This window comes from Paenibacillus sp. B01 (assembly GCF_009649995.1).
In the GTDB taxonomy this organism is placed as follows: domain Bacteria; phylum Bacillota; class Bacilli; order Paenibacillales; family Paenibacillaceae; genus Paenibacillus_O; species Paenibacillus_O pasadenensis.
Genome location: NZ_CP045802.1, coordinates 4,651,661 through 4,674,687, shown reverse-complemented (window position 1 = coordinate 4,674,687; position 23,027 = coordinate 4,651,661). Strand labels below are relative to the sequence as shown.

Genomic DNA, 23,027 nt, shown 5'->3' with positions numbered 1-23,027 from the left:
ATGCCGGCTGCCGGCGTGCCAGACGCCGCCGCGGCCTCCATCCGCAAAGGACCGATCGTCGCTGCGCTCATCATCGGAGCGTTTGTCTCGCTCCTCAATCAGACGCTCATCAACGTCGCGCTGCCGACGATTTCGGCCGATCTCTCGATCGAGCCGAGCACTGCCCAATGGCTGACGACAGGCTTCATGCTCGTCAACGGCATCCTCGTGCCGCTCAGCGCCTATCTGGTCGGCCGCTTCACGACGCGCCTGCTGTTCCTCGTGTCGATGATCCTGTTCTCCATCGGCACCGTCATCTGCGCGCTCTCCGGACAGTTCCCCGTCCTCATGGCCGGCCGGATCGTCCAGGCTGCGGGAGCGGGCGTGCTCATGCCGCTGATGAACGTCATCTTCCTCTCGATCTTCCCGGTCGAGAAGCGCGGCCAGGCGATGGGGCTCATGGGCATCGCGATGATCTTCGCGCCGGCGGTCGGTCCGACGCTGTCCGGCTGGGTCGTCCAGCATTACGACTGGCAGGTGCTGTTCTATATCGTGCTGCCGATCGCGATCGCGTCGCTGCTGCTCGGAGCCTTTACGATGAAAAACGTGCTGCCGCGCCGCGAGGTGAAGCTCGATTATCTCGGCGTCGTGCTGTCCACGCTCGGCTTCGGCGGCCTGCTGTACGGCTTCAGCGAAGCCGGCACGAAGGGCTGGGACAGCTCGCTCGTGCTGGCGATGCTGGCGATCGGCGCCGTCAGCCTGGTCCTGCTCGTCTTGCGCCAGCTGTCCATCAAAACGCCGATCCTGGAGTTCCGCGTCTTCAAGTTCAACATGTACGCCCTGACGACGGTCATCAACATCCTCGTCACGATGTCGATGTTCGGCGCGATGATCCTGCTGCCGCTCTACCTGCAGAACATTCTCGGCTTCACGCCGATCAAGGCGGGGCTGCTGCTGCTGCCCGGCGCGATCCTCATGGGCATCATGAGTCCGATCACGGGCATGATCTTCGACCGTGTCGGCGCCCGCTGGCTCGCCGTCACCGGCCTTGTCATCACCGTCGTCACGACATTCGAATTCAGCCAGCTGACGGACTCGACGTCCTATCAAGTGCTGATCCTGCTGTATACGGCGCGCATGTTCGGCATGTCGCTGCTCATGATGCCGATCATGACGGCGGGACTCAACCAGCTGCCGCGCGAGCTGCTCGCCCACGGCACGGCGATGTCCAACACGCTGCGCACCGTCGGCGGCGCGCTCGGCACGGCGCTGCTCGTCTCGATCATGAGCAGCCAGGCCAAGCAGCAGGGAGCGGACATGATCCGCCAGGCGGGCATCGATCCGAGCGACGCCGCGAACAAGGCGGCGGTCGCTCATATTACCCAGGAAGCCTATATCCACGGCATCAATTCGGCTTTCCTGCTGGCCACGTGGATTTCGGCCGCGGCGCTCGTGCTGGCGTTTTTCATCCGCAAGACTTCGCCGCAGGAAGCGGTCGTGCAGTCGGTGCCGGCCGCCGCGGTTGCCGGCCACGCTCCGACGGAAGGCAAGCTGGAGGGATAAGGTCCATGCTGGGAAAAGGAAAGGCTCGCGCGATGCGCGGGCCTTTTTGATGGGTAAAAATGGATGAACAGGCCGCTGCGCCAGCTCGAGCCGAATGGGACGAATAGGCCGCTGCGCGATCCGAGCCGAATGGGACGAACAGGCCGCTGCGCGATCCGAGCCGAATGGGACGAACAGGCCGCTGCGCGTGCCGAGCCGAATGGGACGAACAGGCCGCTACGCGAGCCGAGCCTTTCTCCGATTCCACTGGAAGCCGGATGCCCTGATTTCCTGACCTCCTAGGCGGAGGCCATCCGTCTTCCAAGAGGACCGCTGCCGCTTCTCCGAAAGGCATCGTCTCGCTCCGCTTCCTTCGTCCCGGCGCCCGCCTTCACCCCCTTTTTATAGGGGGTGGACCACGTCTCCCGCAGACCCGGGAGACGGCAGTCTCCATTGCGCCCAACGCTTACTAGCCAAGCGAGTTGGCGTGCTCTTACCAATCACCTGCTCGTGCCTGCATAGCTGCCACTCGCTTGTTGCCAACTCACCTTTGGTCTCGGAGGCGCGAAATCGAGCCCGTAAGTCGAAAAAATCGAGTTAGCCGGCGCTTGGGGCGCGAAGTCGAGTCAGTAAGTCGAAAAAATCGAGTTAGCAGGCTCTTGGGGCGTGAAGTCGAGTCAGTAAGTCGAAAAAATCGAGTTAGTTGGAATGCGGGTCGGAGGAAGGGAGCGCAGTTACGCGGAAAAACCGAGCAACTCGGGTAGGAGAAGGCCCAAGCGGTCGGAGTTACACGGAAAAACCGAGCAACTCGGGTGAGAGGAGGCCCAAGCGGTCGGAGTTACGCGGAAAAACCGAGCAACTCGGGTGGGAGGAGGCCCAAACGGACGCAGTTACGCGGAAAAACCGAGCAACTCGGGTAGGAGGAGGCCCAAACGGTCGCAGTTACGCGGAAAAACCGAGCAACTCGGTCGTGCAGACGGACAGGGGCGGTAGCAATTAGTCAGCGGAGCGGGTTGGATGAGCTTTTGCTTGCAAGGGCGGAGGCCTCCTCGCGAAGAAGCAACGTAGGCTCAAGGACCAGCAGTGAAGCGAACGGGGAGCTCGTGGAGAAGCGGCAGCGGTTCCCTTGGAGGCCGGATTCCACCCCAGCTGGGGAATGGGATCAAAGGAATCTGGGCTCCAGGGAGATCGGAACGAGCCCCCGTCCCGCGAAGCGAATACGGTCCTGGCCTGCGTTCGCGAAGCGATTACGGTCCTGGCCTGCCCCCGCGAAGCGAATACGGTCCTGGCCTGCCTTCGCGAAGCGAATACGGTCCTGGCCTGCCTCCGCGAAGCGAATACGGTCCTGGCTCCGCCCCCGCGAAGGGATCGCGGTCCTGGCTCCGCCCCCGCGAAGGGATCCCGGTCCTCCCCCGCCTCCGCGAAGGGATCGCGGTCCTGCCTCCGTCCCGCGAAGGGATCGCGGCCTGCCCCCGTCCCGATCCGCCGATCCGTGAAAGCGGGCCGGGCCTTCCGCCGATTTTGCTCTTTTCGTCTTGCAGCCCCCGTCCCGCTCGGTTGCACCGCTGAGCAGCTACTGAAGGGAGGGGCGGGAAAGCCCGACAATGGCCTCCATCGGATGCGACTCGCCCCGGATCAGATCGCGAAGCAGATGCGCCGCCATCATGCTGTAGACGGTGCCGTTGCCGCCGTAGCCGAGGCAGTAATAGACGCCGTCGCGCTCCGGATCGCGGCCGATGAACGGCAGGTTGTCCCGCGACTCGCCGAAGGCCGCGCTCCACTCGTAGTCGAGCGTGCTGTCGAGCATGGGGAACAGCTCCGCCAGCTGCCGAGACAGCTTGGCGATCCGCTTCTGGCGGGCCGCCTCGCCCTGCACCGGGTCGGGACGCTCCTCGTCGAGGCCGCCGATGACGATCCGGCCGTCGACGGTCGTGCGCAGGTACAGGTACGGCCGCGCCGTTTCCCACAGCATCATCCCTTGATGCCAGGGCTCCAGCGACTGCTGGACCGGCGTCACGCCGGCAAAGGAGCGGTTGATCGCGGCCTTGATCAGCTGCCCGCGCAGCTCCTCCGGCTCGTAGCCGACCGCATAGATGACATGCTTCGCCTCGATGCTCGCGCCGTCGGCCGTCTCGAGCACCTGCTTGCCGCCGTTCAAGCGGTGGAGCGCGATCTCCGTCCGCTCGCAGATGAGCAGTCCCGCATTCACCGCGGCGTTCGCCATCGCTTGCACGAACTGGAACGGATTCACCTCCGCGTCGCCGGCTGTGACGATCGCGCCCGGCTTGGAGAACGGGAAGCGGGAAGCGATGTCCTGCGGCTCCCAAAAATGGACCGGGAAGCCGTGTTCCCGCAGCGCCTCGTATTCCTTGCGCAGCTTGGGCAGATCCTGCTCGCTGCTGGCATAGTAAAGGCTGCTCCGGCGGCGGAAGCCGATGTCTCCCGGCAGCGTGGAGGCGGTCAGAGCCAGCTGCTCGACGGCATGCAGGCATTCCCGGTAGAAGCGCACGGCGTCGGTGCGGCCGATCTGCTCGATCAGCTCCGTCAGCATGACGTCATTGGAAAATTGCAGCAGCCCCGTATTCGCCGACGTGCTCGCTCCAGCTACGGCATCCCGCTCCAGCACGCAGGCGGAAATGCCGCTGCGCGCGAGCACGAGGCCGCAGCAGATGCCGGACATCCCGCCGCCGATGATGGCGACTTCGACTTGCTGCTTGCCCGCCAGAGGCGGATAGGACTCGACATGGGTCATCGTCAGCGGCCAAAACAGCTTGCCGGCATGGTGGTCGTTCATGGACAGATCATCTCCTGGTCATAATATAGCCCATCCGGCGAATCGGCTATGCGCGGTTATCGCGAGCGCCCGCTCCCGACATCGGGACCGGGCAAGCGGCAAAAGCCCCGCCCTCATCCATGAATAGATGGATGAGGGCGGGGCTTCGCAGAGCGCGGCTTTACTCCTGGACGGGATCGGGCACGAGTCCATCCTGCTCGAGCTCGGCATTGGTGCGCACGCGCTCCATGTCGTTGCCGAGCCGCTTCATGTCATCCACGTCCTGTACCATCGACCCGTTCTCGGCCTCGTCGACGTCCCGGTGGGGAGCGCCGGCCTGTCCGTCGCGGATCGGACCATTGTCCTTGGATTCAGGGCTGCTCATCGGAATCGCTCCTTTAGTTGGAGAAGCCGGCTCCGCTGCTGTCGTTCTTGAACACGTTGGCGGAAGCCTGCGCGTCCTTCTTGTTCGCCTCGGCCTCTTCCTTGATGTTGTCGACGTGGCGGCTCGCTTCGGAAGACACCTGCTGGGCATGATCCTTCACGTCCGCGATCGCTTCCTTCGTCTCGGAGACTGCCGTCGCCGCCGTCTCCTTGATGGCGTCCTGATGGACGAGAGCCGCTTCCTTCGCCTTGGCGGCGAGCTCCTGCACCTTGGTGCCGATAGCGGAAGCCTTTTCGCCGGCTACGGCGGCCGTCGACTTGGCCTGCTCGGCGAGCAGCGCGCCTTGCTTCTTGGCGTAATCCGCCGCGTCCGAGGACTTGCGGGCCAGATCCGTACGGAGCTCCTTGCCCGATTTAGGGGCGAACAGGAGGGCTGCCGCCGCGCCGATCGCGCCTCCGATCAGAATGCCTTTCGTTACGCCTCCGCCTTTAACGGTTTCGTTTGCCATGACCGTTCATCTCCTTTAATTCGTCGTTGAAGATAGATAACCGCTATTCGTTTCGTTGAAACGAGTACGGTGGTGCTTGGACGAATCGGACTGGTATAATGGATTGCCGGCTGCTCGGACGTCACCCGTCCGAGGAATCGGGAATACATCGGTAGAAGATCATCGGCACGATCAAAGAAAGGAAGCCTGACGCAGATGGACTACACGCAACAGCATCATCCCGGCGTGCCTCTCTCCGGCACGACGCGAGGACAATGGGCTGAAAACATCCATACCGGCCGCATCGCGGTCGTCGACGCCTCGGGCCGCCTGCTGGCAGCCGCAGGCGATCCCTACGCCGAGGCGTTCATGCGCTCGACCGCCAAGCCGGTGCAGGCGGCTCCGTCCATCGCGGCCGGCCTCATGGAGCGCTTCGGGCTCCCGGAGGAGGCGATCGCCCTCATGTCGGCCTCGCATCGCGGAGCGCCGGAGCATATCGCGCTGCTGGAGCGCATGCTGGAGCTGACGGGAGTGCGGGAGGAGCAGCTCGCCTTCCACGACGACCTGCCGCTCGGACGGCATGAGCGCGACGAGGCGATGCGGGCCGGAGCCGCGCCGCGCAAGCTGTATCATACCTGCTCGGGCAAGCATGTCGGCCTGCTCGCTTACTGCCGGATGATGGACTGGCCGCTCGAAGGCTACACGAACCCGGAGCATCCGCTGCAGCAGCGGATGCTGGAGGCCGTCGCAGCGTTTGCGGATCTGGAGCCGGAAGAGATCGGCCGCGCGGTCGACGGCTGCGGCTTGCCGGTATTCCGGCTGCCGCTCGAGGCGATTGCGCTGACGTACGCGCGGCTCGCGCTGCCGGAAGCCGCGATGGCGGACGACGAGGCGCTGCCCGCCGCCAGGCGCGTCGCGGAGGCGATGCTGGCGCATCCCGCCCTCGTCGAGGGCGAGGGCAGGCTCGCGAGCGTGCTGCTGGAGCATGGCATTCTCGCAAAAAGCGGCGCCCAGGGGATGTTCGCGCTGGCGATTCCGCAAGCCGGAATCGGCGCGGCGATTCAAGTCGACGACGGCGGAGAATCCGCCTGGCCGGTCATCGCGGCGGAGCTGCTCGACCAGCTGCGCGGCAGCCTGGACCTCGCCGGGGTGCTCCCGGAGGATCGGATCGACTTGGAGCGGCTGCTGTCCGCTGCGGCCGAAGGCGTGCGGGCCCAGTTCCCGGAAGTGATGGTCAGCTCGACGGGCGTCGAGACCGGCCGGCTGCGGCCGGCCTTCGAGCTCGAATGGAGCAGCGGCTTGTAAAGGAAGAAGCTGTCCCGGGCGGGACAGCTTCTTTTTGCGGACTGCAATCCAAAGCGGGATGGAGGTCAGGAGCCCCATACCGACTGCCTGTACTCGCTCGGCGATTCGCCGTAGAAGCGGCGGAACTGCCGCGAGAAATAAAGCGCGTCCTGCAGGCCGACGGAGGAGGCGATCTGCTCGATCGTCAGATCCTTGCGCTCGCGCAGCATGAGCCGGCCTTTGTCGATGCGCAGCCGCAGCAGGTACGAGACCGGCGTCGCGCCGGTATGGCGCTTGAACACGCGGGACAGGTACGCGCGGCTGTAGCCGAGCGACTCGGCGATGCCTTCCATCGTAACGGGCTCGGCATACTGCGTCGACAGCAGCCGCAGCAGCGCGCGCACGAGCGCGTTGTCCTCCTCCGCGCCGCCCGGCGCATCGCCGGGCTCGTCGCGGCGCGCGCAGGCGCGGGCGATCTCGCCGAGCGCCAGCTGCAGGCCGCCCGCCGCGGCGAGCTGCGCTCCCGCCGGCTGGCGCAGGGCGTCCATCGCCAGCCGCAGGGCGGCGGCCGGCCGGCGGCTGCGCCCCGTATCGGCGACCGTCCGGCCCGCGCCGAAGGCGGCGGCCGCCTCGGCCGCCCAAGGCCCGCGAAAGGCGATCCAGCGGTACGCCCACGGATCGGCGCGGTCGGCCTCGTAGGAGACGAGCTGCTCCGGCTCGATCAGGAACGACTGGCCGGCGCCGAGCTCATGCTCGGCGCCGCCGCCCGTGAAGCGGCCGCGGCCGGACAGCACATGATGGAGCAGGTAAAAGTCGTACACCTTCGGGCCGATCCGATGGCCGGGCCGCGTCTGGCCCTCGCCGGCAAACAGGATCTCCAGCGGCTGTCCGGCGCCCGTCTCCGCGCTGGACGCGACGCGATAGTAGAATTCCTTCACTCGCAAGCGCCTCCTTTATAAGCTAGATTGTATCCGCGACGGGCTTGGTTGAACAGAAGAAGTCACATATATCCATATCCAGTTCACATGCTGCCATTCCGTGCGAGCTTTGCCGGACGTATACTGAGACTGTAACGAGCGTCGCGGCAAGCGTGAAAGGCGCGGCCCGGAGCCGGAGAGGCAAGGCCGCTCGGGCCCGATTTGTCTATAATGACCAATTCCGAGAAAAGGATGATTGAACATGGCGGATTTGAAACAGCTGACGGATTCGTTCCTGACTTTGTTTGGCGGAGAGGCGGAGAACATCCGCTTCTACCAGGCTCCGGGCCGGGTCAATCTGATCGGCGAGCATACCGACTACAACGGCGGCTACGTGTTCCCGGCCGCGCTCACGTTCGGCACGACGCTGCTGCTGCGGCCGCGGGAGGACCGCCTGCTGCGGTTCGCCTCGACGAATTTCCCGGACAAGCGGTTCGACGTGGCGCTGGACGGCATCGCGCATCGCGAGGAGGACGACTGGAGCAACTATCCGAAGGGCATCGTCCATGAGCTGCAAAAAAGCGGACGGGGACCGGAGAAAGGCTTCGACCTGCTCTACCATGGCGAGATTCCGAACGGCTCGGGCTTGTCCTCCTCCGCTTCGATCGAGGTCGTCACCGGCTACGCGCTGCTGACCGAAGGCGGGCATCCGGTCGACCTCACCGAGCTGGCGCTGCTGGCGCAGCGGTCCGAGAACGAGTTCAACGGCGTGCAGTGCGGCATCATGGACCAGTTCGCCGTCGCGAACGGCCGCGAGGGCCAGGCGATGCTGCTGATGTGCGACACGCTCGAGTTCCGCCACGTTCCGTTCGAGTCGGGCGACCATGTGCTCGTCATCGGCAACACCAACAAACGGCGGGGACTCGTCGACTCCAAGTACAACGAGCGGCGCGCCGAATGCGAGCAGGCCGTGCAGGAGCTGCGCTCCGCCTATCCGGAGCTGACGCTGCTCGGCCAGCTGACGCCGGAGCAGCTGCGCGCCGAGGAGAGCCGCATCGCCAGCGAGACGGTGCGGCGCCGCGCGCGGCATGTCGTCGAGGAGATCGACCGCGTGCTGCAGTCGGTCGACGTGCTGGAGCAGGGCGATCTGGCGGCTTTCGGCCGGCTGATGAACGCCTCGCATGACTCGCTGCGCGATCTGTACGAGGTGACGGGTCGCGAGCTCGACGCGATGGTCGACGCCGCGCGCAAGGTGCCGGGCGTGCTCGGCTCGCGCATGACGGGCGCCGGCTTCGGCGGCTGCACCGTCTCGCTCGTCCATAAGGACAGCGTGGACCGCTTCCGCGAGCAGGTCGGAGCCGAGTACGCCGCGGCGACGGGGCTGCAGGCGGACTTCTACGTCTGCTCGATCGGCGACGGCGTGTCCCGGATCGACGTCTAGCCTTCGCGGACCATATGCCGGAGGCGGGGTTTGTCGTATGATCGTAGAGGCGGCAAGCCTGGCAGAGACCGCATGAGCTTGGGAGAGGAGAGATCAGCATGGCAGTTCTGGTAACGGGAGGCGCGGGCTATATCGGCTCGCATGCCGTAGCCGCGCTTTTGGAAAAGGGAGAAGAGGTCGTCGTCGTCGACAACCTCCAGCAGGGCCACCGCGAGGCCGTCACAGGAGGACGCCTGTACGAGGGGGATCTTCGCGACGAGGAGCTGCTGGACCGCATCTTCCGCGAGAATGAGATCGACGCGGTCATCCACTTCGCGGCGAACTCGCTCGTCGGCGAGAGCATGAAGCTGCCCGGCAAGTACTACCACAACAACGTATACGGCACGCTCTGCCTGCTGGAGGCGATGAACCGCGCCGGCGTGAAGCGCATCGTGTTCTCCAGCACGGCCGCGACCTACGGAGAGCCGGAGAGCGTCCCGATTCGCGAGAGTGACCGGACCGAGCCGACCAACGCCTACGGCGAGACGAAGCTCGCGATGGAGAAGATGATCCGCTGGTTCGAGACGGCCCATGAGTTCCGCTACGTCTCGCTGCGGTACTTCAATGCGGCCGGCGCGCACGAGAGCGGCAAGATCGGCGAGGACCACGATCCGGAGACGCATCTCATTCCGATCGTGCTGCAGACGGCGCTTGGCCAGCGGCCGCATATCTCGGTATTCGGCGAAGACTATCCGACCGAGGACGGCAGCTGCGTGCGCGACTACATCCATGTCAGCGACCTGGCGGACGCGCATATCCTTGCGGTCGAGCGGCTGCGCAGAGGCGAGACGAGCGCCGTCTACAACCTCGGCAACGGGCACGGCTTCTCGGTCAAGCAAGTGATCGACATCGCCCGCCGCGTGACCGGACGCGAGATTCCGGCCGTCATCGAGCCGCGCCGCTCCGGCGACCCGGCGGTGCTGATCGCCTCCTCGGAAAAGGCTCGCGCCGAGCTGGGCTGGAATCCGCATCGCAGCGATCTGGAGGCGATCATCGCCTCCGCCTGGGCCTGGCACCAGTCCCGTCCGCAAGGGTACCGCGGCTAAGGCGTGCAGGCAAGCACGCCCTAGTCCGGCCCGTTCCATCTAGAAAGGAGCTGCATCCCATGACAACGCATCAACCCGCTTCGTCCGCCGAGCAGGCGCTGCAGGCGGTCGAGGCACTGATCGCCGGCGCGCTGAGGCGCGGCCTGCTCGAGCCGCTCGACGCCGGCGCGGCCCGCAACGCCGTTCTCGACCTGCTCGGCTTCGACGCGCCGCTGCCCGGCGAGGAAGAACGGCCGGCCTGGAGCCAAGGCCTGCTCGAGCCGCCCGCCTGGGCGTCCGGCACAGCCGGCGCCTCCCCGTCCGCCGACGGCCCGGGCATGCCGGAGCTGCTCGCTCCGCTGCTCGATTATGCGGCGGAAGCCGGCATCGTGCCGGACCGGACCGTGACGCAGCGGGATCTGCTCGATGCGCGCATCATGGGGCTGCTCCTGCCGAGGCCGTCGGAGACGCAGGCGCGCTTCGCCCTGACCGCGGCGAGCCAGGGCGTGGCGGCGGCGACCGACTGGTTCTACCGGCTCAACGTCGACAGCAACTACATCCGCATGGACCGCGTCGAGCTGAACCGGAGCTGGACGCATCCGACGGAGTACGGCGAGCTGGAGATTACGGTGAACCTGTCCAAGCCCGAAAAGGACCCCGCCGAGATCGCCCTGCTCAAGACGCTGCCTCCGTCGAGCTACCCGAAATGCCTGCTCTGCAAGGAGAACATGGGCTACGCGGGACGCGCGGACCATCCGGCCCGCCAAAACCACCGCATCCTGCCGCTCCAGCTGAGCGGCGAGGCATGGTTCCTGCAGTATTCGCCTTATGTGTACTACAAGGAGCACTGCATCGTGTTCCGCGCCGAGCATGTGCCGATGGCGATCAGCGAGGAGAGCTTCGGACGGCTGCTCGACTTCGTCCGGCAGCTGCCGCATTATTTCGTCGGCTCCAACGCCGACCTGCCGATCGTCGGCGGCTCGATTCTGAGCCATGACCATTTCCAGGGGGGCCATCATGCGTTCCCGATGCAGACGGCGCCGATCGAGGCGAGCTTCCGCCATCCCGGCTACGAGGATCTCCGCTTCGGCATCGTCCGCTGGCCGATGAGCGTGCTGCGCGTCAGCGGCAGCGATCCGGACCGGCTGCGGCGGGCGGCGGGCGAGCTGCTCGCGGCCTGGCGAGGGTACAGCGATCCCGAGGCGGAGGTGCTGGCGTCCAGCGTCCAGAACGGCGAGCGGGTGCCGCACAACACGATCACCCCGGTCGCCCGCAGAGGAGCGGACGGCTCCTACGAGCTCGACCTCGTGCTGCGCAACAATCGCACGAGCGAGCGGCATCCGGAGGGCATTTTCCATCCTCATCGCGAGCTGCATCATCTCAAAAAGGAGAACATCGGCCTGATCGAGGTGATGGGACTGGCCGTGCTGCCCGGCCGGCTGAAGCAGGAGATGGAGCTGCTCGCCTCCTGCCTGGACGGCTCGGCCTCGTGGGAGCAGGCGCTGGCGGAAGGACCGCCGACGATGGGGCAGCATCGGCTCTGGCTGGAGGAGCTGCAGGCTTCGGCCGGCGGCGCGGCGCTGGAGCGCGGAAAGGCGCTGCGGCTCGTGGAGGCTTCGGCTGGCGACAAGTTCCTGCAGGTGCTGCGGGATGCGGGAGTGTACAAGCAGACCGGAGAAGGACGGGAAGCGTTCGGACGCTTCCTGGCCTCGGCCGGCCTCGTGCCGGCTGGTTGACCGAAGCGGCGGCGCAGGGTCGGAGCCGGAGCAAAAGCATCAGGACGAAGCCCGGGGGCGGGAGAGCCTCCGGGCTTCGTCTTTTTTGCATTCCGATCGAGGCGCATTCTGTCGAATCTGCATGAATGTGAACAAAATTTCTGGTCGAAATTTACCGATGTTCATAGATTGATCAAAAATGGCGTCATCAAGAGGTCGATTGTAAAAATAAATTAAAAAATCAATTGTAGAACGTTCGTTTCTATGGTATTTTTTTATATATAAACGTTAATAAATTGACTATTATCACGTTCGACATGTTAATGTGGAGGGGAAACGAAAACGATGCAAATTATGCCGCTTGAGGATTTTCTGAAATTGGACTCGGACGAACAGGTCGAGAAGCTGAAGCGCTGGAAGGCGGACTACACGCTCAAGGATATCCGCGAAGCCTGGAACTTCAAGCATTCCGCCCAGTACTACATGCTGCTCAAGAAGCTGCGCATCTACGAGCGCGTCGTCAACAAATCGGACAAGTTCTACCCGGACCAGCTGAACGGCAGCCAGGCTCCGGCGGGAGAGCGGACGAGCTTCTCCTACCCGGCCCGCGAGCAGAAGCTGCCGGCCGATCAGTTCGGCTACCAGCTGAACGTGACGCTGACGGGACCGGAGCTCGCCGACAAGCTGGAGCGCCTCGCGGCCTTCCTGCGCGGCGAGCAGAAGAGCGTATCCGTACGCCTCTCCGTGGAAGCGGCTGCCGAGGAGGCCGGCGCCTCCGAAGAGGGCCAGGAAGAAGAGCAGACGGCCGTCTAAGCCGGATCGCATCGCGCCATGAAACGCCAAACAAGGTACCCGCTGCTGCGCGCGGGTACCTTGTTTTGATGTCGGACCTTTCCGGCGCGGGGCCGGATGAAGGGCGGGGACGGCGCTTCCGGTGCCGGCCGTCAGCCGACCCTGCGGAGCTTGCCGAGCTCGGAGACGAGCGCCTCCACCTCGGAGATGCTGAACGACGGCTTGGAGGCGACGACCTCGTACAGGTCGCGGATGTCCTCGTAGCGGTCGATGGAGAAGGAAGAGGCCTGCATCGCGGCGGCCGTCGCCATGCGGAGCTTCTCCTTGATCGCCTCGATCATGAATTCGACGTTTTGCTGGGTAGGCTCGTTGAGATCTGGCATAGGTTCCTCCTGTGGACTTGCTCTGCTTTCGGTCCATTGTATCATGAATGCCGGCCGCTCGCCGAGAGCTCGTTGAATCTGCTCCCGCACATCCGTTACAATGAAGCGAGACGGGCGGGTCAGGGAGCGGACGGCGGCATCAGGCGGCGCTCACCCCGCGTTAATGAGGGTGCGGATAATGAATCGTGAACCAAAAACGAACCGGATGGAAGATTCGGCCAAATGGGCTCGCGTGGACAAGGCCGGGCTGCAGACGTTTTTCGAGGCGGTGGCGGCCAAGTTCCCGGCTCGGGAGGACGTCGTTTTCCTCTGCATCGGCAGCGACCGCTCCACGGGAGATTCGCTCGGGCCGCTGGCCGGCTCGCTGCTGGCGGAGCTCGGCTTTCCGCGCGTGCTGGGCACGCTGGAGCATCCTTGCGACTCGGAGCAGGTCGGGCCGATCCTCGCGACGCTGCAGGAGGCGAGCTGCGTCGTAGCGATCGACGCCTGCCTCGGGAGGGCCGAGTCGACCGGACTGTATCTGGTGCGCAGCGGGCCGCTGCAGCCGGGCCAGGCGATCGGCCAGCATCTGCCGCCGGTCGGCGATTACAGCGTGGCGGCGGTCGTCAACACGCAGGGACATAAGCCGTATTGGATCATTCAGACGACGAGCCTGTACCGGGTGCTCGGCATGGCCCGCACGATCGCGGATGCGGCGGCGGCGGCCTGGCCGGGGGAGGACCGCGCGCCGGCAGGTTTGATGCCCGGCTCGCCGCGGCAATAAGGACGACTACATGCACGACGAAAGGATGAGGATGTCGATGTCGAACCGAACGCTCGCCAACCGCAGGCTTACGCTTCAAGGAGGCGCCGATCTGGCCTACCGCGACAACGGAAGAGGCGGCGAGGCTGGAACCGCGCTTGTGCTGCTGCACGGATTTTGCGGCAGCTCCGCCTATTGGGAGCCGCTGCTGCCGCTGCTCGAGCCGCATGGAAGGGTCATCGCGCTCGATCTGCGCGGGCATGGCCAGTCATCCGCCGCCGGCGAGGAGATCATCGGCATGGAGACGCTCGCCGACGATGTCGCGGAGCTGCTCGAGTCGCTCGAGGTTGGCCCGGCGGTCGTGCTCGGCCATTCGATGGGGGGCTACGCCGCGCTCGCGCTGGCCGAGCGGCATCCGCAGCTGCTCGCAGGACTCGGCCTGATCCACTCGACGCCGCTGCCGGACAGCCCCGAAGCCCGCGAGGGCCGGGACAAGGCCGCGGCCGCGCTGGCTGCGGACGGCATCGTGCCGTTCGTGGACGGGCTCGTGCCGAAGCTGTTCGCGCCCGGAGCGGACGGCAGCCTGCTGGACAAGGCCAAGGAGATCGGCTACGGCACGGCCGCGTCCGCAGCCGCCGCGGCGGCGCGCGGCATGAAGGCTCGCCCCGACCGCAGCTCCGTGCTGCAGTCGCTGGAAGCGCCGCTGCTGCTCGTCGCGGGCAGCGAGGACGGCGTCGTGCCGCCGGCCAAGGCATTTGCCGCCGAGGCGCCCCGGACGCGCAAGGAAACGCTGGACGGAGCGGGACATATGAGCATGATGGAGCAGCCGGAGCGGCTGGCCGGACTTATCCGGGACTGGCTCGGCTTCTTGCCGGGGCAGAGCCGCTAGCGGGCGGTCCGGCCGGCAGTCGTCGCGAGGCATCATCGGAGGAGGGATCGCATGTTCCAGAGGGATTACATCATGCGGATGATCGAGGGCATGGCGCAAGTATCGGCGACGATCCTCGGCCTGCGCAAGGCCGGCAAGCAGGAGGAGGCGCTGCAGGTCGTCGAGGAGCTGCTCGACCGGCAGTTCGGCATGAACGGCAGGCTGCTCAAAAGCTTGTCCGAGGACGATCTCGTCCGCATGCTGTCCCGTTCCGGCGATCCGGACCCGTCCCTGCTGCTCGGACTCGGGCTGCTGCTGCGGGAAGAAGCGTCCGTACAGGACGACCTCGGCCACGAAAGCGCCGCGTTCCATACGCGGCTGAGGGCGCTGCATCTGCTGCTGCGAGCCTCTTCGTACGGCGCGGAGCCGAGCCCGGACGGCGACGCCGAGCGGCTGCTCGGGGAGCTGTCCGCCTATGAGCTGCCCCCGGACAGCAAGCGCCGGATCGCCGCTTGGCGCGAGGAGCAGGGGCGGTACGATCGCGCCGAGGATTTGTGGTACGAGCTGCACGAGGACGGCCGGCTGGAGCCGGGCGAGCTCGGTCGTTTTTACGGCCGGCTGCAGCATCTGACGGATGAGAGCCTGGAGCGGGGCGGACTGAGCCGCCAGGAGCTGCTGGAGGCGGCGAAGCCTTGGCTCGCCGAGACCGGCAAGGAATAGAATGCGACCGAGCGCCGGCAAGCGGCGCGGACGGCGGAAGCGGCCCCAGCCGGCAGATGCGGCTCGGGGCCTTGCTTTTCGCTGCGGGAAAGAAAGGAGCCGAATGCAGGGATGATGAAAGAAGAGTGGGAACAGGCGCTGGAGGAGGCGGTCGGACAGGAGGCGCTGCTGCAGGCGACGTTCAGCGGAGCGAAAGGCTCGGCCGAGGAAGAAGGCGGCCTGCCTCCTCGCACGGTCGTGCGGCCGGTGCGGCTGAAGGCGGGACTGCGCTACCAGTTCGAAAAGCACTACCCGACGAAGGTGCTGCATGAGAACGTCGAGCCCGGCGACGCCGCCGGCCGCATGGCCGGACTGCTGCGCGCCGGCTACCGGCAGGCGCTCGTCAAGACCAAGGAGGCCGATCTGCAGGTCTTGATCTCCAAAAAAGGAAAAGCCGCGCTGCTGCGCAAGCCGCCGACCGGCAAGGCGGCGGCCGACGCTCCGTCGCATGACCGGATGAAGAAGCGGGTGCTGACGGAGGGCGAGGCGCCGGCGTTCCTGCAGGAGCTGGGCATCCTGACCCGCGAGGGCAAGGTGAAGGCGGACAAGCAGGACAAGTACCGCCAGATCAACCGTTTCCTCGAGATGGTGCAGGACGTGGCGGCAGAGCTGCCGACGGGGCGCGAGCTGACGATCGTCGACTTCGGCTGCGGCAAATCGTATCTCACGTTCGCCCTCTACCATCTGCTGGCCGTCGAGCAGAAGCGGCCGCTGCGCGTCATCGGGCTCGATCTGAAGGAGGATGTCATCGCGTTCTGCTCGGCGCTGGCGGAGCGGCTCGGCTACGACAGGCTGTCGTTCCAGGTCGGCGACATCGGCCAGTTCGGAGGGCTCGAGCAAGCCGACATGGTCGTCACGCTGCATGCCTGCGATACGGCGACCGACGCCGCCTTGGCCAAAGCGGTCGGCTGGGACGCCTCGGTCATCCTCTCGGTGCCCTGCTGCCAGCATGAGGCGTTCCGCCAGATCCGGAGCGAGCCGCTCGCGCCGCTGCTCGACCACGGCCTGCTCAAGGAGCGCTTCGCCGCGCTCGCCACCGACGCGGCTCGCGCCTCGCTGCTGGAGGCGGCCGGCTACCGGACCCAGGTGCTCGAGTTCATCGATCCGGAGCATACGCCCAAAAACCTGCTCATCCGCGCCGTCCGCCGCCGGGAGTCGGGCTCTGCCGCCGAGCATCGCCTCCGGAAGTGGGAGGAGTACCGTCGCTACCGCGACTCGCTGAGCCTCGATCCCGCTCTCGAGAGGATGCTCCGCAGTGCCGGAAGGCTCCCGGAATAAACGGCCGGACGTTGCCCGGCACCTGGAATCGGCCCTTCTCCCAAGCGTCAATCCGTGCTGGAATTGCCTCGATCCTGTGCTATAATGGAAGACAATGGAACGATGCAGGGATGGGTGAAGGGCTTGGAATCATGGATTTGGATTGATTTCAGTGTGTCTGTCTTCATGCTCGGCCTGTTTTTTTATATTTTTATTCATAATCCAATAACACGCCTGCATAAGGCGTATTTGGTTTTTCACTTTTTCATGCTCCTCTGGCCTCTCTCCCAGTTTCTCCTCCAAACGACGACGATCGTCCAATACCAATTGCTTTTCCGTTCGATCTCTTACGCGGGGCTGTCGCTGCAAGGGCTCGGCTGGCTCGTCTTCGTCTGCTTCCTGACGGGACGCTCCTATCTCCTGACCCGGCGGACGCTTGCGCTGCTGGCCGGTCCGACCGCGCTGCTCGCAGCGCTCGTGCTGGCCGAGCCTCGGCAGTTCTTCCTCTTCTCCGGGGACGGCGCGGGCGCGGTGCAGCGGTTCGGTCCGCTGTCCTGGGCGCTGCTGGCCCAGCTCATGCTGATGGCGGGACTGTCGATCGCCTGCATCCTCTCGGCGCTGCGCGCAGGAACGACGCTTCGCCATCGCAAGCAGGTCGGGATGGCTCTCAAGGGGCTGCTGCTGTTCCTGCTTTTCGGCTGGCTGGACCTGCTCGTCAACGTCGTCTACGACAGCCGATTTCCCGATATCTCCGGCATCTCCTCGGTCGGGCTCGCGCTGACCGCCCTCTATTTCTGCGTCTCCATCGACCGCTACCGCGTGTTCGACATCGTGCGCATCGCCCAGCAGGACATCGCCGATTCGATGTCGGCCGGCCTGCTCGTGCTCGACGCGGAAGGCACGGTGCTGGAGGCCAACCGTTCGCTGCAGCGTTATCTGTCCGTGCAGAGCGGGGACCGCTTCGATCTGGGCGCTTTTTTGCGCTCGCAAAAAAGGCCTTCCGGAGAAACGGCCGCGGAGCTCGGCCGAGCCGGCGAGGCGGTGGCGGAGCCGATCCTGCAGGAGCTGGTGCTGAGCGCATCCGACCTGCCCGGCGCGCCTTTGCTCCACGTCCAGGTGCACGCTTCTCCGATTGTGTCGGGGGAGCGCGAGCTGCTGGGGCGGGTCGTCACGTTCCAGGACGTCTCGGAGATCCGCCAGCTCGTCGAGGAGAAGCATCGGCAGAACGAGATGCTGCAGCTCCGCAACCGCGAGCTGGTCCAGATCCAGGAGGAGCTGTTCCGGGCCAATCTCAAGCTGGAGGAGATGGCGACGACGGACAGCCTGACCGGCTGCTACAACCGCCGCTTTCTCATGCAGCGGCTGGAGCAGGAGGTGGTGGCGAACGTCCGGTACCGGATTCCGTTCGCGATCATCCTGTTCGACATCGACCATTTCAAAGGCATCAACGACCGTCACGGGCATCTCGTCGGGGACGAGGTGCTGCTGGAGACGGCGACGGCCGTCAAGGGCATGCTGCGTCGCTCCGACGTGCTCGCCCGCTATGGCGGAGAGGAATTCGCGGTTTATCTCCCCCACACGACCCGCCTGCAGGCCGAGCGCCTCGCCGAACGGCTCAAGATCGGGGTAGAGGCGAACCGGGTCGCTACGGGACGGCCGGGACTGACGCTGTCGATTACGATCAGCCTCGGCGTCTTGTCGGTCGAAAACGAGAGTCCGCTCGGAATCAAGGACCCGAAGGCCTATTTGCGGGAATTGTTCGAGGAAGCGGACGCCGCGCTCTACGAGGCGAAGGGCAACGGGCGCAACTGCATGGTCGGAAGGAGAAGGGCCTAGGTATACTTCGGGACGTTCGACCCCCTCAAAGGAATGACAACTCTTCGAACCATTTGGTAGAATAGAAGGAAAATCCCGTATGTCAGCTCAATTCCGGCTGGACCAAAAGAAAGTGGAGCCCAAGCATGAGAAAAGTACAACTCGACCGCATCCAGCCCGGCGCGACGCTGGCCAAGCCGATCTTCCGCGAGGACGGCAACGTGCTGCTGGGGGAGGGCATGCCGCTGAGCGAGCGGTTCATCCAGCGGCTGCGCGATCTTGGCGTCGACATCGTCTATATCGAGGACGAGCTTACCGCAGGCATCGAGCCGAACGAGACGCTGCGCGAGGAGACCCGCCGCAAGGCGGCCGCGGCGATGCACAAGCTGGTCGCCGACCAGATGAGCCAGTCCGCCGTCAAGGGGCGGGCGGCACGGCCGGAGCTAGGCCGCGTCTTCCGGTCGGTATTCAGCGAGATCCTGAACGATGTCATGCGCCGAGAGGACGTGTTCGCCGGGCTGAGCGAGATCAACACCCACGACTCCTATCTATTCCAGCATTCGATCAACGTGGCGGTGCTGGCTGGCATCATCGGCATCGCCAAGGGCTACAACCGCAATCAGCTGGAGGAGCTCGGCATCGGCGCGCTGCTGTTCGACATCGGCATGACCAAGGTTCCCCGCGCCATCCTGGACAAAAAGGGACCGCTCACGGCCGAGGAGCGCAAGGTCATGGAGCGCCATGCGGTCGACGGCTACGATCTGCTCCGGAAGGAGCATGATCTGTCCCTGCTGTCGGCTCACTGCGCCCTGCAGCATCACGAGCGCTACGACGGCAGCGGCTATCCCCGCGGCCTGCGCGGCGGCGAGATCCACGAATACGCGCAGATCGTCGCCATCGCCGACGTGTTCGACGCGCTCACCTCGTCGCGGTCGTACCGCAAGCGCTATACCCCGTCGGAGGCGATCGAGTTCCTGTTCGCGGCCGGCAACACGTATTTCGACCTGGAGCTGGTGCGGCTGTTCTGCAGCCATATTTCCATGTACCCGGTGTCGACGACCGTGCTGCTCAGCACAGGCCAGATCGGAGTCGTCGCGCGCAATTTCCAGGTGGCTGTCCATCGTCCGGTCATCCGGATCATCCGCGAGGCTGGAGGCAGAGTGCCGGCCGAGCCTTACGAGATCGATCTGCGGGACCAGCTTCATGTGACGATCGTTCGCGAGATTTAGCTTGGCCACTAAGGATTGGGGAGGATCAAGATGATGCAGCCTGATTCAACGGCTCCCGCTCAAGCAGCAGAAGAGCCGGCAGCCGTACTTGCCGGAGACAGCCTGGAGACGACGCTCATACCCGCGCTGCTCCTCGGCAGCCGCACGCTCGTCGAGCAGCGGCAGCTGTCGGCGGTCGGCACGCTTACTCTGCTCGAAGGGGACTTGATCGAGATCGAGGCGGAAGGGCCCGAGCGGTTCCGTCTCGGCGAATCCGTCTGGCTGACGGTGGAGTCGCCGTCCGGCAGCTACCGCATGGCTACGCGCGTGATCGGCCGGCGCGCCAAGTCGCTCGCGCTGCTGTTCCCCTACGAGCGCTATCGGATCATGGACGAGAAGCGCATCCATCCGCGGGTCGAGGTGAACTGTCCCGGCCGCCTGCTCCTGGACGACGAGCGGCTGAAGCGCGAGCCGACGAGAGCGGATCTGCTCCGCTACAGATGGTCCGACGAGCTGCGGCATGAAGGTCTCGACGAGGCGCTGCTGGAGAAGCTCGTGCGCCTCATGGACGAGGAGGATCTGCATCTGCTCGAGGAGGAGGAGCGGTGCCGGCGGGAAAAGGCCGCGCGCGCCGAGATCGTCGTCTCCAACATCAGCCTGGAGGGCGTCGGCTTCCGCGCTGCGGGAGGCATGGAGCTGGAATGCCACGGCACCGTAGGCGCCGTGCTGGATCTCGGCTTCGAGCTGAGCTGCACGCTCGAGATTCTGTGGCGGCAGGACGCCGCAGGCGTGCTCAGCTACGGCGCGCGGATGAGCGGCTTCACCGCCGAGGGAGCGCGCCAGCTGAGGGCGTTCGTGCTTCACGAGCAGATGAAGCAGTATTATCAGGTGCGCCGCGGACTGGCGGCGGACGATGGCGCAGCCGCCGGTCTCGAAGCCGCGCCGGGCGAGGACGCGGAGCACTGACCGGCTTCGTCCGCGCGAATGGCGCGGCGGAGAGCGGCAGGCCAGGCGGGAAGCGCGGGCTTGCCCTGATGAGCGTGTTGGTTTTAATGCCGAAACAGCGAAGCCGGAGAGCGTGCTCTCCGGCTTTTTTCGCTTTTCGCAATGGGACTGCCCCGTGCGCCGAAGCAAGGGAAGAAGGTCCCTTGCACGCGGGCTGGCCGGGGCCGATCGCCGAAGCAAGGGAAGAAGTTCCCTTGCTCGCTCGTCGGCGGGGACTCCTTTCATGTGCGAGCCATCCTTCATCGCTTGTTCGGCCGTCCCCTTGGCCAAGTGCGGCCGTCTAAGCCGCGCTCCGGCAGGCTAGAATGCTACCAAAGGCCGCGGCGATCGCCTGTTGGTTCAACTAGGCGGCATGGGCCGACTGAGCGGCGGAGGAGGGGCGGCAATTGGCGGATGGCATGGAGGCGGGAGAAGCGGAGTCGAAGAGGGCGGGGGCGGCGCTTCTCTTGGCTAGAGGTCCCCTTGCTCGTGCGAGGAATATAGGTCGTAGAGCGGGAGCCAGAATGGTGGCAGGGAGAGCGGATACGGGACTTCGGCTCGCGCGCGCGGCGGGACTGGCGAGCATCTTGGAGTCGCAGCGCTGGCGCGACGAGCTGTTTCATCGGCTCGCGTTTGCGGCGGGACTGGCGCTGCTGCTGAGCGCGGCTTTTCGCCGCTCCGGCTGGTTTTTCGATCGCGACGGGCATGGCTTCTTGGCGCTGCTGGCGGCATTCGGGCTTGCCGCTTTTTTACGAGGAGACCCGGGAGGATGGCGCTTGACGCAAGGGAGCAGGGGCGGCAGGCTGCCGCTCGCCGCGGCTTGCTGCATCGGACTCGCGCTGCTCTATGCGGCGCGTAGCCTCGGATCGCCGGTCTCCGTCCAAGGCAGCGTGGAAGAAGCGCTGCGCTGGCTTTCTTTCGGCTCGTTGGCCCTCGTGCTGGCGGCATGGCAACGGAAAGAGCGTCGGCCCGAATCGGCCGTATCCGCCGCGGCCTGGGCGCTGCAAGGCTTTTCCGCCTTCGCGGCGGCAAGCTCGCTGGCCGCCTGGTGCGGCTGGATCGTCGGCCCTGACTTCATGCTGCGCACCGCCGACGGACGCTTGAGCGCCACGGGCGCCAGGCTCGCCGGCTACCTGCAGTACAGCAATGCGCTCGGCGCCTTCGCCGCCGCGCTGCTGGCGTGGCAATGGCTCGTTCTCGCGCGGAGCGGCTCGCCCCGGCTTCGCCGCAGCGCCGCTTGGCTGGCTCCGCCCTGCCTCGCCGTGCTGCTGCTGAGCGAGTCGAGAGGAGCGCTGCTGGCGCTGCTGGCGGCGGCGGTTCCGGGCTTGCTGCTGGCGCGCCGCTTGTCTAGCCGTGCGGAGCCGGGACCCGGCCGTCGCGAGCTCCGCGCGGAGCGGCTGCGCTGGCTTCTCGCGGCCTGGAGCAGCTTGCCGGGAGCAGCTGCGCTGGTCGCGCTCGCCCGCTTCCGCGAGCGGGCGACAGAGGCGGCGCTCGCCCAGGACGCGGCCGTCTGGCTCGCCCTGCTGGCGGCTTCGGCAGCGGGCGCCGTTTGGATCGAGCGTACGATGGCGGCCTCAAGCGAGCGCTTGTCCCAGCCCGCTACGGCGGCGGCAGCTGGGCCTGCGGCCGTCCTGCACGCCGGCATCCGTTCCGCCGCCGTCCTGCTGCTCGGCGCCGCCGCGGCGCTCAGCCTGAGCCGCGGCGGCGGCTGGGACCGGTTCGATCCCGCCGAACCGACCTCGGCGGCGACCGGAGCGTCGCGTCTGCTGCTCTATCGCGACGGCTGGGCCGCCGCCCGCGAATCCTGGCTGCTCGGCTACGGCGCCCGGGCGTGGGAGCTGCTGCGGGGCTCGTTCCAGTCGGCGCCGTATGCGGCCGGGGAAGTGCATAGCGGCTACCTCGACATGCTGCTGACCGCCGGGGCTCCCGGCCTCGCGCTGCTGCTGGCGCTCGGCGCTGCGCTGCTCGCGGCCGCAGGCGCGAAAGGCGCGCTCGGCGCCGTGCCGGCGGCCTCGCTGCTGCTGCATGCGGCGATCGACGTGGACATGTGCTACGGCGCCTACTGGCTGCTGCTGCTTGTCCTGTCGGCCGCAGGCGCGTCCCTCGCTCCGCCCGCGTCCGCTGCCCGGACAGAAGGCGGAGACGGCTAGGAGGCGCCGGCGTGGACGGGAGCGGGCCGCCGCGCAGGGCGGCGGCGCTCAGCCGCCGAAAGCATCCCGGAACGCCAAGCGCAGCCGCTCCGGCTCGACCTCCCACAGCTCGGCGATGTCGCCGCAGACGTTATCGTCCCACCAATCGCACAGCTTTTTGCGGTTGTCGTGATTTTCGTGGACGAAGATCAGGTTGAGGCCCACTTTTTTCGTGTACAGCTTCTCCGCCTGCTCCATCTTCTCCTTGGGGATGAACGTCTTGAGCCGCTTGGCGGTCCGGTACAGCTCGTTGCTGCAGGCGCGCCGGATCTTGCGGGCCGTCGGCAGCTCGGCCGCGTGCTTCGTCTTGTGGCTGTTCATGGAGCCCACTCCTTTCGTTCTCCATCTATATGCCGGGACGGCCGCCGCGGTGCGGGGATGGACGGGAGGCGCGCGCGCCTTCAAGCCGCAAGGAAAAGAGCCTTTCTTCTCGCTTCGGGAGA

Annotated in this window: 20 protein-coding genes; 14 read left to right on the top strand and 6 right to left on the bottom strand. The window is 66.0% G+C overall.

Annotation, left to right across the window (positions count from 1 at the left end; all coding sequences use genetic code 11):
* Positions 1–1,542, top strand: a complete 1,542-nt coding sequence (locus GE073_RS20050; protein ID WP_052333671.1) for a DHA2 family efflux MFS transporter permease subunit — start codon at positions 1–3, stop codon at positions 1,540–1,542.
* Between the two features lie 1,552 nt (positions 1,543–3,094).
* Here the strand turns inward: GE073_RS20050 and GE073_RS20045 are convergent.
* The 3 genes from GE073_RS20045 to GE073_RS20035 all read right to left on the bottom strand — a co-directional run bounded on the left by GE073_RS20045 (position 3,095) and on the right by GE073_RS20035 (position 5,187).
* Positions 3,095–4,315 carry an NAD(P)/FAD-dependent oxidoreductase gene (locus tag GE073_RS20045; RefSeq protein WP_028599476.1) on the bottom strand — a complete coding sequence of 407 codons (1,221 nt, stop codon included), beginning with the start codon at positions 4,313–4,315 and terminating at the stop codon, positions 3,095–3,097.
* A 160-nt stretch (positions 4,316–4,475) separates the two neighbouring features.
* Complete coding sequence (locus GE073_RS20040; protein WP_043111523.1) at positions 4,476–4,679, bottom strand: hypothetical protein; 204 nt, start codon at positions 4,677–4,679, stop codon at positions 4,476–4,478.
* 13 nt (positions 4,680–4,692) lie between these two features.
* Entirely contained in the window at positions 4,693–5,187 is a 495-nt protein-coding gene (locus GE073_RS20035; protein WP_052333375.1) for a YtxH domain-containing protein, read from the bottom strand.
* Between the two features lie 195 nt (positions 5,188–5,382).
* Here GE073_RS20035 and GE073_RS20030 point away from each other — a divergent pair, with 195 nt between their 5' ends.
* A complete protein-coding gene (locus tag GE073_RS20030; RefSeq protein WP_052333376.1) occupies positions 5,383–6,471 on the top strand; it encodes an asparaginase in 1,089 nt (362 codons plus the stop codon).
* A 65-nt stretch (positions 6,472–6,536) separates the two neighbouring features.
* Here GE073_RS20030 and GE073_RS20025 read toward each other — a convergent pair whose 3' ends face one another.
* Positions 6,537–7,388, bottom strand: a complete 852-nt coding sequence (locus GE073_RS20025; RefSeq protein WP_153784169.1) for an AraC family transcriptional regulator — start codon at positions 7,386–7,388, stop codon at positions 6,537–6,539.
* A 241-nt stretch (positions 7,389–7,629) separates the two neighbouring features.
* On the opposite strand from GE073_RS20025, the gene GE073_RS20020 reads away from it, so the two are divergent.
* The 4 genes from GE073_RS20020 (at position 7,630) to GE073_RS20005 (ending at position 12,400) form a co-directional block, all read left to right on the top strand.
* The gene (locus GE073_RS20020) at positions 7,630–8,808 is read left to right on the top strand and encodes a galactokinase (RefSeq protein WP_028598521.1); all 1,179 of its coding nucleotides are present in this window, start codon (positions 7,630–7,632) and stop codon (positions 8,806–8,808) included.
* Between the two features lie 98 nt (positions 8,809–8,906).
* On the top strand, positions 8,907–9,893 hold the full coding sequence (gene galE / locus GE073_RS20015; RefSeq protein WP_153784168.1) for a UDP-glucose 4-epimerase GalE: 987 nt from the start codon (positions 8,907–8,909) through the stop codon (positions 9,891–9,893).
* A gap of 59 nt (positions 9,894–9,952) precedes the next feature.
* Complete coding sequence (locus GE073_RS20010) at positions 9,953–11,608, top strand: UDP-glucose--hexose-1-phosphate uridylyltransferase (RefSeq protein ID WP_153784167.1); 1,656 nt, start codon at positions 9,953–9,955, stop codon at positions 11,606–11,608.
* 357 nt (positions 11,609–11,965) lie between these two features.
* Positions 11,966–12,400 carry a hypothetical protein gene (locus GE073_RS20005; RefSeq protein WP_228551670.1) on the top strand — a complete coding sequence of 145 codons (435 nt, stop codon included), beginning with the start codon at positions 11,966–11,968 and terminating at the stop codon, positions 12,398–12,400.
* A 131-nt stretch (positions 12,401–12,531) separates the two neighbouring features.
* Here the strand turns inward: GE073_RS20005 and GE073_RS20000 are convergent, their stop codons facing one another.
* The gene (locus GE073_RS20000) at positions 12,532–12,762 is read right to left on the bottom strand and encodes a DUF1128 domain-containing protein (protein ID WP_028598517.1); all 231 of its coding nucleotides are present in this window, start codon (positions 12,760–12,762) and stop codon (positions 12,532–12,534) included.
* Between the two features lie 178 nt (positions 12,763–12,940).
* Here GE073_RS20000 and yyaC point away from each other — a divergent pair, with 178 nt between their 5' ends.
* The 8 genes from yyaC to GE073_RS19960 all read left to right on the top strand — a co-directional run bounded on the left by yyaC (position 12,941) and on the right by GE073_RS19960 (position 22,545).
* Complete coding sequence (gene yyaC / locus GE073_RS19995; protein ID WP_052333134.1) at positions 12,941–13,525, top strand: spore protease YyaC; 585 nt, start codon at positions 12,941–12,943, stop codon at positions 13,523–13,525.
* Positions 13,526–13,562: 37 nt separating this feature from the next.
* A complete protein-coding gene (locus tag GE073_RS19990; protein ID WP_153784166.1) occupies positions 13,563–14,393 on the top strand; it encodes an alpha/beta fold hydrolase in 831 nt (276 codons plus the stop codon).
* A gap of 51 nt (positions 14,394–14,444) precedes the next feature.
* Positions 14,445–15,092, top strand: a complete 648-nt coding sequence (locus tag GE073_RS19985; protein WP_028598515.1) for a DUF6483 family protein — start codon at positions 14,445–14,447, stop codon at positions 15,090–15,092.
* A 111-nt stretch (positions 15,093–15,203) separates the two neighbouring features.
* The gene (locus GE073_RS19980) at positions 15,204–16,409 is read left to right on the top strand and encodes a class I SAM-dependent methyltransferase (RefSeq protein ID WP_228551667.1); all 1,206 of its coding nucleotides are present in this window, start codon (positions 15,204–15,206) and stop codon (positions 16,407–16,409) included.
* An 84-nt stretch (positions 16,410–16,493) separates the two neighbouring features.
* On the top strand, positions 16,494–18,224 hold the full coding sequence (locus GE073_RS19975) for a histidine kinase N-terminal 7TM domain-containing diguanylate cyclase (RefSeq protein WP_153784165.1): 1,731 nt from the start codon (positions 16,494–16,496) through the stop codon (positions 18,222–18,224).
* A gap of 125 nt (positions 18,225–18,349) precedes the next feature.
* Positions 18,350–19,432, top strand: a complete 1,083-nt coding sequence (locus GE073_RS19970; RefSeq protein ID WP_153784164.1) for an HD-GYP domain-containing protein — start codon at positions 18,350–18,352, stop codon at positions 19,430–19,432.
* A 30-nt stretch (positions 19,433–19,462) separates the two neighbouring features.
* Positions 19,463–20,377, top strand: a complete 915-nt coding sequence (locus GE073_RS19965) for a hypothetical protein (RefSeq protein ID WP_028598511.1) — start codon at positions 19,463–19,465, stop codon at positions 20,375–20,377.
* A 545-nt stretch (positions 20,378–20,922) separates the two neighbouring features.
* Positions 20,923–22,545: an O-antigen ligase family protein gene (locus GE073_RS19960; protein WP_194843414.1), complete on the top strand. Its 1,623-nt coding sequence runs from the start codon at positions 20,923–20,925 to the stop codon at positions 22,543–22,545.
* A gap of 48 nt (positions 22,546–22,593) precedes the next feature.
* Here GE073_RS19960 and GE073_RS19955 read toward each other — a convergent pair whose 3' ends face one another.
* Positions 22,594–22,905, bottom strand: a complete 312-nt coding sequence (locus GE073_RS19955; protein ID WP_153784162.1) for a dehydrogenase — start codon at positions 22,903–22,905, stop codon at positions 22,594–22,596.
* Positions 22,906–23,027 lie beyond the last annotated feature (122 nt).

Excerpts from the sequence above, each read along its gene's own strand:
- GE073_RS20050 (WP_052333671.1), top strand. The coding sequence starts at position 1 with ATGCCGGCTGCCGGCGTGCCAGACGCCGCCGCGGCCTCCATCCGCAAA.
- GE073_RS20045 (WP_028599476.1), bottom strand. The coding sequence starts at position 4,315 with ATGAACGACCACCATGCCGGCAAGCTGTTTTGGCCGCTGACGATGACC.
- GE073_RS20040 (WP_043111523.1), bottom strand. The coding sequence starts at position 4,679 with ATGAGCAGCCCTGAATCCAAGGACAATGGTCCGATCCGCGACGGACAG.
- GE073_RS20035 (WP_052333375.1), bottom strand. The coding sequence starts at position 5,187 with ATGGCAAACGAAACCGTTAAAGGCGGAGGCGTAACGAAAGGCATTCTG.
- GE073_RS20030 (WP_052333376.1), top strand. The coding sequence starts at position 5,383 with ATGGACTACACGCAACAGCATCATCCCGGCGTGCCTCTCTCCGGCACG.
- GE073_RS20020 (WP_028598521.1), top strand. The coding sequence starts at position 7,630 with ATGGCGGATTTGAAACAGCTGACGGATTCGTTCCTGACTTTGTTTGGC.
- galE (WP_153784168.1), top strand. The coding sequence starts at position 8,907 with ATGGCAGTTCTGGTAACGGGAGGCGCGGGCTATATCGGCTCGCATGCC.
- GE073_RS20010 (WP_153784167.1), top strand. The coding sequence starts at position 9,953 with ATGACAACGCATCAACCCGCTTCGTCCGCCGAGCAGGCGCTGCAGGCG.
- GE073_RS20000 (WP_028598517.1), bottom strand. The coding sequence starts at position 12,762 with ATGCCAGATCTCAACGAGCCTACCCAGCAAAACGTCGAATTCATGATC.
- yyaC (WP_052333134.1), top strand. The coding sequence starts at position 12,941 with ATGAATCGTGAACCAAAAACGAACCGGATGGAAGATTCGGCCAAATGG.
- GE073_RS19990 (WP_153784166.1), top strand. The coding sequence starts at position 13,563 with ATGTCGAACCGAACGCTCGCCAACCGCAGGCTTACGCTTCAAGGAGGC.
- GE073_RS19985 (WP_028598515.1), top strand. The coding sequence starts at position 14,445 with ATGTTCCAGAGGGATTACATCATGCGGATGATCGAGGGCATGGCGCAA.
- GE073_RS19980 (WP_228551667.1), top strand. The coding sequence starts at position 15,204 with ATGATGAAAGAAGAGTGGGAACAGGCGCTGGAGGAGGCGGTCGGACAG.
- GE073_RS19975 (WP_153784165.1), top strand. The coding sequence starts at position 16,494 with ATGGAAGACAATGGAACGATGCAGGGATGGGTGAAGGGCTTGGAATCA.
- GE073_RS19970 (WP_153784164.1), top strand. The coding sequence starts at position 18,350 with ATGAGAAAAGTACAACTCGACCGCATCCAGCCCGGCGCGACGCTGGCC.
- GE073_RS19965 (WP_028598511.1), top strand. The coding sequence starts at position 19,463 with ATGATGCAGCCTGATTCAACGGCTCCCGCTCAAGCAGCAGAAGAGCCG.
- GE073_RS19955 (WP_153784162.1), bottom strand. The coding sequence starts at position 22,905 with ATGAACAGCCACAAGACGAAGCACGCGGCCGAGCTGCCGACGGCCCGC.